The organism is Bradyrhizobium elkanii WSM2783, assembly GCF_000472865.1.
GTDB classification, from domain to species: domain Bacteria; phylum Pseudomonadota; class Alphaproteobacteria; order Rhizobiales; family Xanthobacteraceae; genus Bradyrhizobium; species Bradyrhizobium elkanii_A.
In genome coordinates, this window is sequence record NZ_AXAP01000134.1 from 1 (window position 1) to 13,715 (window position 13,715).

Genomic DNA, 13,715 nt, shown 5'->3' on the forward strand with positions numbered 1-13,715 from the left:
TAATTGTTCGAGCAGTTGGTGACCAGCGTCGGCAAATCGTAGGTCTCGCGCCAGGCGCGCACCAGATGGTCGGAGGAGGCTTTGCTCGCGGAGTAGGGCGAGTTTGGCGAATANGCCGTGGTTTCCGTGAAGAAGCCNTCGTCGCCGAGCGAGCCGAACACCTCGTCGGTCGAGATGTGGAGGAAGCGGAATTGCTCACGCTTCTCGGGCGAGAGCGTGCGCCAATGGCGCAGCGCTTCCTGCAGGATGGTGAAGGTGCCGACGATGTTGGTCTGGATGAATTCGCCGGGGCCATCGATCGAGCGGTCGACATGGCTCTCGGCGGCGAGGTTCATCACCGCGTCGGGCTGGTATTTTTCGAACAGGCGGCGGAGCCCCGCGCCATCGCAAATGCATTGCTTCTCGAAGCTATAGTTCAGGTTCTGAGCGGCGCCGGGCAGCGAATTGGGGTTCGCCGCGTAAGTGAGCTTGTCGATATTGACGACGCGGGCATGGGTGTCACGCAAGAGATGACGCACGACGGCGGAGCCAATAAATCCTGCGCCGCCGGTGACAAAAATGGTCGAGCCCTTGAAACGCATGATGAGCTGCCTCTAATGCTCAAACGAACGATAAACCGACATTAAATATTCGCCATAGCTGCTCTTGGCGGTCTTCTGCGCCACCCTGGCGAAGGCCTGGAGCGAGATGTAACCCTGGCGCAGCGCGATCTCCTCGGGGCAGGCGATGCGCAGGCCCTGGCGCTGTTCGAGGATCTGGACGAAATAACTGGCATCGACGAGGGATGCGTGCGTGCCGGTGTCGAGCCAGGCAAAGCCGCGGCCGAGCACCTCGACGTAGAGATCGCCGCGATCGAGATAGGCGTTGTTGACGTCGGTGATCTCGATCTCGCCGCGCGCCGATGGCCTGACCTTGGCGGCGATGTCGACAACGTCGTTGTCGTAGAAGTACAGCCCGGTGACGGCGACGTTGGATTTCGGCTGCTTTGGTTTCTCCTCGATCGAGAGTGCGCGGCCTCTATTGTCGAGCTCGATCACGCCGTATTGCTCGGGCGTCTTCACGACATAGCCGAACACGGTGGCGCCCTTCTTGCGCTGCGAGGCCGCGGACAGCATCTCCGGCAGACCGTGGCCGTAGAAGATGTTGTCGCCCAGGATCAATGCGACGGGGTCGGTGCCGATGAACTCCCGGCCGACGATGAAGGCGTCTGCAAGTCCCCGCGGCGTCTCCTGCGTGGCGTAGGAAAAACGGACGCCGATCTCGCTGCCGTCGCCGAGCAGCCGATGAAACAGCGGCTTGTCCTGCGGAGTGGAGATGATCAGGATGTCGCGGATGCCGCCCAGCATCAGCGTCGACAGCGGATAATAGATCATCGGCTTGTCGAAGACGGGCAAGAGCTGCTTTGAGACCACCGTTGTTGCCGGGTAGAGGCGCGATCCCGTCCCGCCGGCGAGGATAATGCCCTTCATGATCAATCCCGATTTAATAAAGCGGGTTATAAATAATCCGATCTCATTATAAAAATAAAGCTGGATATAATATTAATATTTACTGCCTCGATTAATCATGAGGTATTATAATACGGGCGATCATCGAGCGCGGCTTCCCGCCGTGCCAACCTGGCCGCGTTGCGTGGTGATTTCGGAGTTGATATGCCACTCATTGGGGACGTGGCGCTGGACCGAGAACGCGCTGACCGTTGACCAGATTTCAACCGGGTCCCGGACCCGGTAAGACACGTGGGTTGCGCTATGATGGCCAGGGCTAATCTCGTCGGCTTGATCACCGTTTTCGTTGTCTTGTGCGCATGCAATACGAAGGCGCATGCGATTTCCGTCGAGGTGGCGCGGGCCTGCGATGCCCTGGTGGCCAAGACGTTTCCTCCGCGCCAGATCGGCAATCCGGCCGCCGGCAGCGCCAAGGGGACGGGCAAGGATCAGCGGGAATTCTTCAACAAGTGCGTCGCGAACGGCGGCAAAATGGACGCCGAGCCTGCGAAGGACGCGAAATAACCAATCCATTTCAGCGCTTGGAGGGCTTTTGCTCGCGCGTCGGGCAGGGCGAGTAGAAGGCGCCGTTCGCGGCGTTGACGCGCTCGACGCATTGATTGGGATCGGTCACCTGTCCCGACACCGAAAAGTCATATCCGATGCCTTTGACGACCAGGACGTATCGGCCCGGTGAAAGCACCAGGCCCTCGTTCTCCGGTTGTATCAGCAGCATCTTGGGCTGGTCCTCGACGGGGCCGATCTTGAACGGAAAAGACGCGCTGCGAATAACCCAGGAGTCGCCGCCTGGCGTCATTTTCGCCGTGCCGGTGCTGTCGACACCCATCGTGCGCGAGACTTTGGCGACGACGCGGACTTCGACCGGGCCGGCGGAATCCGGACCTAATTCCGGCCTGAACGTAATGAATTTGACGTCTCCGCTCGGAACGCTTGTTTGGGGTGGGATCGGGATCGCGGCCGAAATGGCAACCCGGCGGTCCGGGACCTTGCCCGGCAGCAGCTTCAACTCCTGCAGTTGCCCATCGCTCAGGACAAAAACGCCGAACGTGCTGGGAAGCGGAAACCTGGGCTCCGCCGCGGGGGCAGGGGGAGCGGCCGGTGCCTCGGCCACCGCCTGCGGACGCTCGATTGGCGCGGCTTCGCGCGGCGCGGGTGGCGAGTTCTGGAACGCAGTGACAAGTGATCGCGCCGATTGCCAGTAGAAGACGGCTGCGCCAGCGATTGCGAGAACGAGGAATACCGCTGCCAGCCGGATGGCTGTACCGAATACACCCGATCGCTTTGATTGCTTGAAAGGAGAGAGCGCCAACTTCGGGTGCGGCAGTCTAGCCGGGGGCGCCGCTTCGGCCGCCAAGGACGGTGGAGCGGGCGCGCTTGAGGGCGCGGTTTGCGGGAGTTGTGGCGCGGCCGATGCAGGCGGCACGATGTCCTGGCTTCGCTCGGCGAAGATGCGTTCGACCTCGCCGATTGCGCTTTCGAGCATCTCCATGGTCTGCCGCGAATGCCTGGCGTCGCCATGTCCGAATTGCTCGAGCAGCCGGATGCGGGCCAGTTCATAGACCAGCTCGCGCATTTGCGTCGGATCATTGGCGACGGACTGCACCCGCGCGGAGAGAATGCGAATGAACTCCGCCCTCATCGCCGAATTTTGTGCAGTGTCAGACGGGTCGCCGGAAGCAGTCATTGCAATTGATCAAACATTCTTCCCCTGCCTAGCAGCAAGAGCGCGGACCTCAAAGTCCGATGCATGATCTGTGGATGCCGCCACCGCTCGCCCGAGAGCAGATGGCCATAAGGCGCTTGCTTTTGCCGGAAAACCTGCAACATTCCGGGTAGTCATTCTTTAGTTGGTACTTGATATGCGCGGCGTCCTGCCAATTCTGGGTCTTTCAGTCGTTTTGATGCAACCGGCGCTGGCGCAGGGCATCAAGGATCCACCGAACTACCCAATGTCGGCTTCGCAGCGCGCGCAGAAGGCGCAGACAAGTCAGAGCGCGTCACGGCCTACGACGATTCGCAACGTTGCAACCGGCAGCCTGCCCGCGGGCATGGCCGTGCAGCGCGTGTATCGGGACGGCAAACTTGTCGCACTCCCGCGATATTAGATTCGGGAACCGCAGGCGGGCTTAAGCGTTTCTCGTCGCTCAGGAGGCACGGCGATGAAGGGCGTATTGTTGTTCGCGGCTGTACTGATCGTCCCGTGCGCCGCTGCGGCGCAGGGGGTGCGAGACCCGTCGACCCCGAATGCGAACTCGGTCATCGTCGTAAATCCGCCCCAGCAGCCCGCGCGTCCGACCGCGACGCCCAACGTGCCGACGTACATACCCTCGCCCCCGCTTGGGGTACGGCGTGCGCTTCCCGCTCGAACCGGCGCTCGGGGAAGCGGCAGCCGGTATTAAGCGCTCTATCTCCGGTTGCGCGCGGTGGCAGCAAAATGAGCGGATTGAAGACGGCGGCCACCATCGTTCTTGCGCTCAGCATCCTTGATGGCGCAAGCCTCTCCCGGGCTCAGGAAGATATCGCGGCCAGCGTCACGGATGATGGTCCGCCGCCTGAAATATCCCGCAACGCGTGGCGGCAGAGGATCGAGGACGCGAAAAGAAGGGCGCGGGAAGTCGCGCGCGAGAGGCGGGAGCACCCCGAGCTCTACATGCCGATTCCTGAAGATCCCGACCTCATCGCCACCGAGCGCGTGCTCAACGACGAAAGCCTGCAGACCGGCGACATCGTCTCAACCAACAAAGGACTATTTGTCTTCCGGGGCCGCATCGACCAGCCGCGGCGCCAGGAAGATTTCGTCCCTTTGTCCGCGCGATGAGCCCGGTGGCTGCGACCGGGTTGGCTGGCTAACCGGGTTTTGCCGGCCGGTGTGGCCTGCAGATAAAGAACCCAAAGCCAGGTGCTTGACGCGGGCCCGGACAACTCGCACATCCGAGCGAACCGTCCAACGGACGCCATCAATGTCCGCGATTTTGCGCTGCAAATCGGTCAGAAAATTATGGCCCCACGCCCGAGCACCCGCATCGCCCGAAAAGCCCGCCACAAGGCTGAGGCGGATTTTGCCACTTGGCTCATGATGGCCAAGCTCGGTAGCTTCGATGACTTACCTCCAAATGCGCAAGCGTTCCTGCTTGACTATCGAGCCAGGCTTGAGCGGATGAGCGAGGCCGAGTCAAAGGTGGTGGCGGTTCGCGAAGTCTACGCCAGCTACTATAGCGAGATGGGCGGCCTTGGCCCGGCGCCAGAACTGGAAGCCCTCGTGACGTCAGTGGATAACGGCGCCGCGCGGTCGCAGGGACAGCGTAAGCCGCAGCCCGCTCGGCTGGCCGCGTCGGCCCCCGACAGGCCAGCCGTCCGAAAATCCGTGCCGGCCCTGCTGATTTTCGCAGCCATGGTGGCTTTGATCGTCGCCTACAAATTTCTGATGAATTAGAGCGTTTTCGAGTGAAGCATGCCCTCGGACTTGATCCGAGGGTGGACACCGGTTCGCGCGAAGAAAACGCGTCAAAAAAAGAATCTAACGCTTCGGCTTGGGAAGCACCATCCTGCCCTGGGAAACAACGCCACCCCACGTGGCGGACCAAGCGACTTCCGAGGCGGAGGGTCGCTCGGCGACGTGCCCCCGAGCACCCTGCAGCGCAAACAGCGCGCCCTGGGGATCGACACATCGCGCGATCCAGCAGCCATCGGGCAATTCGATCGGCCCCTGGAGAACCCGGCCTCCGCCAGCATTCACGCGCTTGGCAGCCGCGCCGATGTCGTCGACATTGAAGTAATAGAGCCAAAACGGTTGCGACACGCTCGGAAGCTTGGTGAGCATGCCACCGATCGTCTGCCCGGCCGCCGAAAACAATTGATACAAATCTGCGGGGTCGGTTTCAGCGTTGGCCTTCCGCCAGCCAAAGAGCGCGCCGTAAAAATCAAAGATCTTGTTCCGGTCTTCGGCCAGCAACTCGTGCCAGCCCACGCGCCCGAGCTCGTCCAACCCGACGGGTTGCCGTTGGCCATATGTCAGCCCAGTGACCAGCGCAAAAGTCGCCTTTTGCGGATCGGCGACCACTGAAATTCGGCCGATATTGCTGCCCGTTGGCGGTAGCAAGACTGCGCCTCCAAGACGCCCGATCTGTGTGGTTGTCGCATCGATGTCATCGACTGCGACGTAGCCGACCCATCTCGGCGTTGCCCCCAATCGCCGCCCTTCCTCCGGCAGCTCCATAAGCCCGCCAACCGGAACGTCGCCGGCGTTGAGCACCGTGTAGGCCAGTTCCGGAAGCGACGCATCCTTCACACCCCAGCCGACGACCTCGCCATAAAAGGCACCTGCTGCCGCGAGGTCCGTGGTCAGGAGTTCGTACCAGGCGAAGCATCCGAGTTGATTGATCAAGCCAATTCCTCCGCTCATGCCTGGCGACGATTGCGCACTGCATCAAGTCGCGCTCTTTGCAATCCGCGTTACGGCGCGGACCTCGTTGCGATGGACGAAAATGCACCGACTTCGTTCATGAAGATGAATGCTATCTGAACGAGTGTCGTTACATTTTCGTGTGTGCATCAATCTTGCCTGCCTTATTTGCTCGGCGTAGGATCACTCCAACGAAGATCCTTCTTGCAACATCGGAGGATGCGACCATGGCGCGGGTGAAGCAAGCTTCGAAAAAGAGGCGAGTAACCAAAACCGCCGTACCGGCGTTGGGAGTCGCTGGACTAACTTTTTCGCTAGCCGGGAGCGCATCGGCAGCAGCCGTACCGACGGGCGACGTTCAACAGAGGCCGAATTTCTCACCTGGTATGGTGATCACGCTCGGTGAAGAGGAGCTGGCCGACGTCAGCCTCGCCACCTTCCATCTCTTCGACAACGAAAACCTCGGCAGCGGCGTGCAGCTAGCCCAGCGCGGATGCGGTGGCTGCCGTGGATGTGGTGGCTTCCGGGGATGCGGTGGCTTCCGTGGATGCGGCGGTTGCCGCGGCTGCGGGGGCTGTGGATGCAGAGCCTGCCGATGCGGCGTCGGGTGTGGTGGCTGTGGCATTGGTTGGATCGGAATAGGAGTGCCGTGGGTCGCATGCGCAGGTTGCTGCGCATCCTGGGGCCGGTGCCGCTGGTGCTAGGCTGCGGCACGTACTGATTGTGTACCGACAAGCCAGGAATTCATTGGCCGGGCTCGCGATCGACCCGGCCATTTCTGTTTTCGTTGCAACACTTGCGGGCGATCTGAAATGGCAAATAACAAGATCCGCGTGCTGACCCGATGACAGCCAATCGCAAGACCCGTGTTACGAAGCAGACCCGCAAAGACATCCTGCAGTTCGCGCCAAACTTCACCGCCTATGTCCTGCCTCCCGATGCGGTTTGCCTCTATTCCGAGGATCGCAAGTTCTTCCTGCACGGCGAACTCTATTGTGCGCTGGCCACGGCGGTCGGAAAAAATGGAAAGGCTGCGCCAGAGCTCATCCACCAGCTTTCGAAGAGTTTCCCGCCCGATAAGATCGAGGAGGCGATCAAGCGGCTGATCGAGCGCCGATATGTCGTGACGGCAGCATCGCACGGATTCGCAGGCGCCGTCGCTGGATATTGGGCGAGCCTTGGCCTGCCTCTCGAACTCGCGGAACAGAATCTCCGCAATTGCCCGGTGCAGGTGGAATCGATCGATGTCAAAGGCGCGAGCGAACTTACCGCTGCCTTGAGCAAACTCGGCGTTCGCTTCGCCAAGCGTTCGCCTAAGCTCGTGATCACGCTCGTAAGCGACTATCTTGACCGGCGATTGGCTGAGATGAACCGCGAGCGCGTGTCTGACAAGACGCCCTGGCTGCTGGTGCAGCCGTCGGGCGTGTTTCCACTGGTGGGACCCGTGTTCAAACCGGGCGCGAGCGCCTGCTGGACTTGTCTGTTTGATCGCATGATACGAAATCGGGAGATCAAGGGGTTTCTCGACCGCGGACAGGCGCGTGCGGTCGCCGTATCGCCTCTGGTCAACGACACCATCGGGCAGACCGCCATCCACTTTGCTGCTGTCGAAATTGCGAAGGCGATTGCCTCCGGCTTTCGCACAGATCTGCGCGATCACATTGCAAGCTTCGATCTCACTGGTGCGGTCGTCGCCAAGCACTATGTCGCGCGGCGCCCGCAATGTCCCACCTGCGGCAACAAGAAGCTGCAGAATCCGCGCCGGGCTGCGACGCCGATCGAGCTTGCCGAGGGCACAAAGCTCATCATGACCAGCGGCGGATACCGCACCGTGACGTCGCGAGCCACCGTGGCGCGGTTCCGCAAGCATGTAAGCCCGCTGACCGGCGTGGTGACGCGGCTCGAGCGGATCGAGGCTGATCTGCCGATGAACACCAATTTCTACGCCTATCACAATTTCTCTGCGCCGGCCCAAAGCCTCGATCAGCTCAGGTCGGGACTGAGCGGCGGCAGCTTCGGCAAGGGCTCCACAGCCGAGCAGGGCGAGGCCAGCGCGTTGATGGAAGCGATCGAGCGCTACTCGGGCATTTTCCAAGGTGACGAGATCACGACGGAGCGCCGCTTTATCGATTTCGCTCCCGGCGACGCCGTTCTTCCCAACGACGTCCAGCTTTTCAGCGAAACACAGTTTCAAAACAGACATGCCCCGTCACCCGACGATTCACATCCGGTGCCTGAGCCGCTCGATCCCTCGACCAAGACCGAGTGGTCGCCGGTCTGGTCGTTGCGCGACAAGCGCTTCAAATATCTTCCGACCGGCCTCTTGTACTTCTTCTATGGCGGCTTCCATACCGACTCCAACGGATGCGCGGCCGGCAACACTCGCGAGGAAGCCATTGTTCAGGGCTTCCTCGAACTGGTCGAGCGCGATGCCTATGCCATCTGGTGGTACAACCGGCTGCAGCGTGCCGAGGTCAACCTCAAACAATTCGACGATTCCTACGTGCAGGATCTGCAAGCACAGTTTGCCGATGCCGGGCGCAGGCTCTGGGTGCTCGACATCACCAGCGATCTCGGCATTCCCGCTTACGTGGCGATCACGCACTGGATGCAGAACGGACATGAAAATATCGAGTTCGGCTCCGGCGCGCATTTCGATCGCCGCATAGCTTTGCTGCGTTCGCTCACCGAGCTGACCCAGTTCATGTCAATCGGCATGATGGGCGGCGGAAGCGGCGAGAAGCCGACGCTTGATGGTGTCACGCCGCTGCGCCTGGAGGATTATCCGTTCCTGATCCCCAGCGACGATCCGATCGTCCCGCCGGCGCCCAGCCTTAAGGTTCACGACAATACGCGCGACCAGGTCAATGCCTGCGTCGAGATCGCCACCGGCGCCGGATACGATTTTCTCGTGCTCGACCAGACGCGGCCCGATGTCGAGGTCCCCGTCGTCAGAGTGCTCGTTCCAGGCTTGCGACATTTCTATCGCCGCTTCGCACCGGGCCGGCTTTACGATGTTCCGGTGAAGCTTGGACTATTGGATCGCCAGCGACAGGAAAGCGAACTCACGCCGTTCCTACCACACACCTGAGGCTCGGTCTTTCGTGCGCGCTCCCCGGAAAAAGCCAGCCAGGAAGATCGCGCCAGTCATTGCTATCAGATTGAACGGTCGTTTTTCCCTTCAGATGCAGGCGGACGGAAGCATCGCCGCCGCCCTGGGCGACTACTCGGTCGGTCTGGGACCATTCAGCGCGGCCGCGATGGATCGCGCGGGACATCTGGCTGCCGGCCTGCCGCTCGCTTCCTTTGCCGGCAAGAGCGCCGTCGCCAGGGAAGTCGACGTCCTGGTGCATCGACTGGCGCGGCACGGGCTTGTCGAATACCGCCTGTACTCTCCTCGTGACGAGCAGGATCTCGTGGTCATCGAGCCGCAGGTCGCTGAGTACTGGCCGCAATGCGCAAAGCTGGGCAATGCTGACATCGTCGTGTTGTCGCGCTTTGCCTATCTGCGCCGGCGCGGCAATGAGATGGTGCTGGAATCGCCGCGCGCCGGCGCGCTGTTTCGGATTGGCGATCCCGCCATCGCCGCGATGATCGCTGCCCTGTCACGGCCGCAAAAGATCGGCAAGCTTCGGCGCGAGGCGGCCTTCTTCAACCTCGATCTGCTCGGACTGCTGCTCGACAGCCAGATCCTGCTCAAGCTCGATGCGAAGAGTGGCGATGGCCTTCGCGTGAATGAAGGCGACGGCAATCTCGTTCTCTGGGATTTTCACGATCTCCTGTTTCACACGCGGAGCACGGAAGGCCGGCATGCCAATCCAGTTGGCGGCACCTTCGCCTATGCGGGCGCCGTCCCACCGCTGCCAGCGGTGCGTCCACCCTGGCCCGGCAAGACAATCGACCTGCGCAAACTCTCCACCCCGGAGCCGATCTCACCCTTCGCAAAGTTGTTGCGCGAACGCCATTCGACACGGGATTTCGACGACGAGCATCCGATCACGCTCGCCGAACTCGCGCAGTTTCTCGACGCTACAGCCCGCGTGCTGTCGGAATGGAAAAGCGATGCGAATTCTGGCGTTCCTGAAGTGACCTACAGCACAAGGCCCTATCCGTCCGCGGGCAGCGCCTATGAGCTGGAATTGTACCTGGCTGTCTCGAACTGCGAGGGGCTCGCACGCGGACTTTACCACTACGACGCCGGCGCCCACGTGCTGGTCGCGACCGGCGCCTCCGCCCAGCAACTCCATGCGCTCTCGACGGCGGCCGAGTTTGCCATGGACGCGGCCGGTGCGCCGCAGGTCTTGATCACGATCGCCGCGCGCTTTGGGCGGATTTCCTGGAAATACAGCTCGATCGCATATTCGCTGATCCTGAAGGACGTTGGCACCCTGATCCAGACGTTCTACCTGGCGGCGACCGATATGGGACTTGGCGGCTGCGCCATCGGTACGATCAACATCGATCTGTTTGCAAAAATGACGGAGCTCGAATTTCATGTCGAGAGCCCGGTCGGCCAATTCGCGCTCGGACGCGGCAGGAAACCGCTGGCCGCAAGCTAGAGAGCCGGCCCCATTTTTTCGCAGTACATGCGGCAATCTCATTCTGCTCGTCGAGACGGGAGCAGGTCTAAGGGATCCTCCACAATGGAATCGACTTGCGGTTGTTTGCCGCGCGGCGTAACTTTCCCGGTAGACCTACCGCATTCGAAAGAAATCTGTCGAGCTCAGCCTATCGGGAGAGAGCGATGGCGGACGTCCCATGGCACCTTTCCGGTGACTATTTCGAGAATTGCAGTTGTAGCCTCGTGTGTCCGTGCCTTGTGTCAGCGGCCGCCCCGTTGACCTCGCGACCGACCGAGGGCTTTTGTAACGTACCGCTGATCTTCCACGTCGAGAGTGGCCGCTATGGCGACATCGCGCTCGATGGACTCAATGTTCTGGTTATCCTCCACGCACCTGGGGTCATGGCAGACGGAGACTGGTCGGTGGCCGCCTATATCGATCAGCGCGCCGACGATGAGCAGACCGAGGCCCTGGCTGCGATCTTCACCGGCGCCGCCGGTGGTCCTATGGCCGCGTTCACACCGCTGATCAGCAAGAACCTTGGGGTGAAGAAAGTCCCGATCACATTCCGGATCGACGGCAAGACGCGGTCCGCGGAAATCCCTGCTATTCTGCACATGTCCGTCGATCCGCTGCCGACTATGCATCCGAGCGGCGAAATGTGGGCGAACATCGGCCATCCGGTCAGCCCCGACAGAATGGTGTTGGCGGTTGGCGCCTCCGGCAATACGTTCACCGATCATGGCATGCGCTGGGACAATTCCGGCAAGAACGGCCTCTATGCGCCGATCAGCTGGTCGAACCAGCCGTGATGCAGCGCCTGATACGGCCCTTCGACAAGACCGGACGCACTCCTCGCAAATGATCGACAGCCGCCTGGAAACCGTGCTGCGGCGCGATCGCTGGATCGTCGGCGGCGCGATCGGGATCATTGCCGCGCTGGCATGGGGCTACGTGCTCTGGCTCGCGAACGACATGGACATGGGTGGCATGGACATGACCGGCTTCCGCATGATCCCGGCCGGAATCGGAATCATGTTGCCGGCCAACGAGCCATGGCGAGCGGTCGAGTTCGCGTATGTGTTCCTGATGTGGGCGGTGATGATGGTCGGAATGATGGCACCCTCGGCAGCTCCCATGATCCTCATGTACGCCCGCGTGGGCCGACAGGGGAAAGCACAGGGCAAGCCGTTCGCCGCGACCGGTTGGTTTGCGGCCGGCTATCTCCTTGCCTGGAGCGGCTTTTCGCTGGCAGCAACCTTTCTCCAATGGGTGATCGAGCGGATAGCCCTGCTGGATTCCCGGATGGTGATCGCCAGCAACCTTTTCGGCGCAATCGTGCTGATCGCGGCGGGAGTCTATCAATGGACACCGCTCAAGGACGTCTGTCTTGCTCAATGCCAGTCGCCGTTTCTGTTCCTGATGCGCCACGGCGGCTTTCGCGACGACCCGCGAGGCTGCCTGCTGCTGGGGCTTCGGCACGGAGGTTATTGTGTCGGCTGCTGCTGGGTCTTGATGGCGCTTTTGTTCGTAGGCGGGGTGATGAACGTGCTTTGGATTGCGCTCCTGGCACTGCTTGTCCTTTTGGAGAAACTTACGCCGGTCGGACGATGGATCGCGCGTGCTGCCGGCATTGCATGTGTGGCCGCGGGCGCTTGGCTGCTGGTGTCCTTGCCGCAGTGATGAGCAGTTCGACCTTAAAGCTAATTCTTTCTCACACCAATCGCCGAGCGCCGCCGTTGGCCAGGCCATGTGCGGACAACCGTCTCTTCATGAAGAGGGCCTTCGCGTCAGGTCGATCCGTGCGGTAAAAACCCGCTATTTTGAAACAAAAATTGATTGAATGCTCCAAGAAGAGCGAGGATATTTCCCAGAAATGGCTTGATTTATCCGTTCGGTAGTTCGTGCCGGTATTTATTTGTTTGATGAGTAACCAGCCATGACTGATCAACAATTGAAGGCAATTGGCGAAGCGCAACTCATTTTGGAAGAACACTTTCGGTCGTACCCCAAGGATGATGTCCATATCCTTGGAATACTCGAACGCCCCGACTTGATCGTTGCCATAAGCCGATTGCGGCAACGAAGCGATTGGGTGCGCTTATGAGACAGCCGCTACAATCGTTAGCTTTGACCGCTTGCATTTCTGTGCTCCCGTTGATCGGGATGTCAAATGCACAGGCGAAGCAACAATGCAGCGCCACGATGCCGTCAAATCCGCAGGGGCAGTGGTGGTCCTATCGCCTCATCGAGGGAAGAAAGTGCTGGTATGCGGGCAAGCCCATGCTTTCGAAATCGCTGCTCGAATGGCCCAAGGAGGCATCTGCCGCACCGCGTTCTCCAGAAGCTGGCGGCGTCCTCATAGCGAAGGCTGGAGATCCAATAGACGCACAAGCGGTGCCACTGAAAGACTCTGACACCTTCGAAGCGCGATGGCGTGCCCGTATATCTATTTGCGGGACATGCAATTGACCGACAAGGACACACCGCGGCGAAGATCGAGGACGAATTCGAACTGCGCATTCGGTTTATTGCGCCCAAGATACTGGGCGAGAGAAAGAGGCCGCCAACTCCTGCAGCCCCTTTCTTAGGCCTGAGGTGAAAGTCACCGCCAATGGTGATGATGCCGCCAGCCATGGTGGTGGCCGCGGTACCAACCGTGGTGATGGCCCCTATGCCAACCATAGTGATGGCCCCGGTGCCAACCGTAGTGATGGCCGCGACCGCCGTGATGGCCCCACCCATGCCCGTGCCCATGCCCATGACCGCCTCTGACCTGAATGACCGCCTCATCGGCTCCGCCCAGCGTATAGGGTGTTGCTGCGGGCATAGCCGACGCCGACATCGTTGGCGCAAGCGCAAAAGCACAGCCGGTAAGTCCGATGATCAGAAGCCGTTTCATTTTGGTGCCTTCTCCTTTGTGGCAAATGCTTCTGCAGACTACGAGCTCCGTTTTGAATGTTGACTGAACGGTGCATTAAACGCCCGTTCAGCACCGTTGCAACTGACTTGCTGGATCGCAATTGGGTCATTGGGTCATCTGTTCTTGCTTCGACCAATGTCCTTGACGGGTGTGCGCCGTGACAAGGCGGCGCTTTCCAGTGGGTGCAAGTCCCACCCGGCAAACGCTCCAGCCGGAAGCAATCGGAGCAGTCATGGAGGTAACGAAGTGGCTGAAGCCTTCGATTAGCGTGTCACGAATTGGTGACAGCGCGAGTGTGCAGGCCGTAACGCGAGTGAACG

The 13,715-nt window shown here is 60.7% G+C and carries 14 protein-coding genes; 7 read left to right on the forward strand and 7 right to left on the reverse strand.

Features of this window, described 5'->3' with window-relative positions:
* The 4 genes from YY7_RS0147040 to YY7_RS0147055 all read right to left on the reverse strand — a co-directional run.
* Window positions 1-581, reverse strand: a 581-nt coding sequence (locus tag YY7_RS0147040; protein ID WP_028169091.1) for a dTDP-glucose 4,6-dehydratase, incomplete at its 3' end; no start/stop codon positions are given.
* 12 nt (window positions 582-593) lie between these two features.
* A complete protein-coding gene (gene rfbA, locus YY7_RS0147045; RefSeq protein WP_028169079.1) occupies window positions 594-1,469 on the reverse strand; it encodes a glucose-1-phosphate thymidylyltransferase RfbA in 876 nt (291 codons plus the stop codon).
* A 120-nt stretch (window positions 1,470-1,589) separates the two neighbouring features.
* Entirely contained in the window at window positions 1,590-2,021 is a 432-nt protein-coding gene (locus YY7_RS61485; protein WP_155255644.1) for a hypothetical protein, read from the reverse strand.
* A 1-nt stretch (window position 2,022) separates the two neighbouring features.
* Window positions 2,023-3,147: a hypothetical protein gene (locus tag YY7_RS0147055; protein ID WP_245287684.1), complete on the reverse strand. Its 1,125-nt coding sequence runs from the start codon at window positions 3,145-3,147 to the stop codon at window positions 2,023-2,025.
* Between the two features lie 220 nt (window positions 3,148-3,367).
* Between YY7_RS0147055 and YY7_RS0147060 the strand changes: the two genes are divergently transcribed.
* The 3 genes from YY7_RS0147060 to YY7_RS0147075 all read left to right on the forward strand — a co-directional run bounded on the left by YY7_RS0147060 (window position 3,368) and on the right by YY7_RS0147075 (window position 4,941).
* Window positions 3,368-3,613, forward strand: a complete 246-nt coding sequence (locus YY7_RS0147060; protein WP_028169082.1) for a hypothetical protein — start codon at window positions 3,368-3,370, stop codon at window positions 3,611-3,613.
* Between the two features lie 329 nt (window positions 3,614-3,942).
* The gene (locus YY7_RS0147070) at window positions 3,943-4,326 is read left to right on the forward strand and encodes a hypothetical protein (RefSeq protein ID WP_433994577.1); all 384 of its coding nucleotides are present in this window, start codon (window positions 3,943-3,945) and stop codon (window positions 4,324-4,326) included.
* 180 nt (window positions 4,327-4,506) lie between these two features.
* A complete protein-coding gene (locus YY7_RS0147075; RefSeq protein WP_028169084.1) occupies window positions 4,507-4,941 on the forward strand; it encodes a hypothetical protein in 435 nt (144 codons plus the stop codon).
* 84 nt (window positions 4,942-5,025) lie between these two features.
* Here YY7_RS0147075 and YY7_RS0147080 read toward each other — a convergent pair whose 3' ends face one another.
* Window positions 5,026-5,910 carry a VOC family protein gene (locus YY7_RS0147080; protein ID WP_028169085.1) on the reverse strand — a complete coding sequence of 295 codons (885 nt, stop codon included), beginning with the start codon at window positions 5,908-5,910 and terminating at the stop codon, window positions 5,026-5,028.
* A gap of 844 nt (window positions 5,911-6,754) precedes the next feature.
* Between YY7_RS0147080 and YY7_RS0147085 the strand changes: the two genes are divergently transcribed.
* The 4 genes from YY7_RS0147085 to YY7_RS0147100 all read left to right on the forward strand — a co-directional run bounded on the left by YY7_RS0147085 (window position 6,755) and on the right by YY7_RS0147100 (window position 12,155).
* Window positions 6,755-9,001 carry a TOMM precursor leader peptide-binding protein gene (locus YY7_RS0147085; protein WP_028169086.1) on the forward strand — a complete coding sequence of 749 codons (2,247 nt, stop codon included), beginning with the start codon at window positions 6,755-6,757 and terminating at the stop codon, window positions 8,999-9,001.
* A gap of 94 nt (window positions 9,002-9,095) precedes the next feature.
* The gene (locus YY7_RS0147090) at window positions 9,096-10,469 is read left to right on the forward strand and encodes a SagB/ThcOx family dehydrogenase (protein WP_028169087.1); all 1,374 of its coding nucleotides are present in this window, start codon (window positions 9,096-9,098) and stop codon (window positions 10,467-10,469) included.
* A gap of 185 nt (window positions 10,470-10,654) precedes the next feature.
* A complete protein-coding gene (locus YY7_RS0147095; protein WP_028169088.1) occupies window positions 10,655-11,284 on the forward strand; it encodes a DUF1326 domain-containing protein in 630 nt (209 codons plus the stop codon).
* A 49-nt stretch (window positions 11,285-11,333) separates the two neighbouring features.
* Window positions 11,334-12,155, forward strand: coding sequence for a DUF2182 domain-containing protein (locus YY7_RS0147100; protein WP_028169089.1), 822 nt, complete (start codon window positions 11,334-11,336; stop codon window positions 12,153-12,155).
* Window positions 12,156-12,186: 31 nt separating this feature from the next.
* Here YY7_RS0147100 and YY7_RS61490 read toward each other — a convergent pair whose 3' ends face one another.
* Together YY7_RS61490 and YY7_RS62765 are read right to left on the reverse strand one after the other, a co-directional pair.
* Window positions 12,187-12,498: a hypothetical protein gene (locus tag YY7_RS61490; protein WP_155255646.1), complete on the reverse strand. Its 312-nt coding sequence runs from the start codon at window positions 12,496-12,498 to the stop codon at window positions 12,187-12,189.
* A 1,002-nt stretch (window positions 12,499-13,500) separates the two neighbouring features.
* A partial coding sequence (locus YY7_RS62765) for a hypothetical protein (RefSeq protein ID WP_210164757.1) occupies window positions 13,501-13,715 on the reverse strand: 215 nt, incomplete at its 5' end.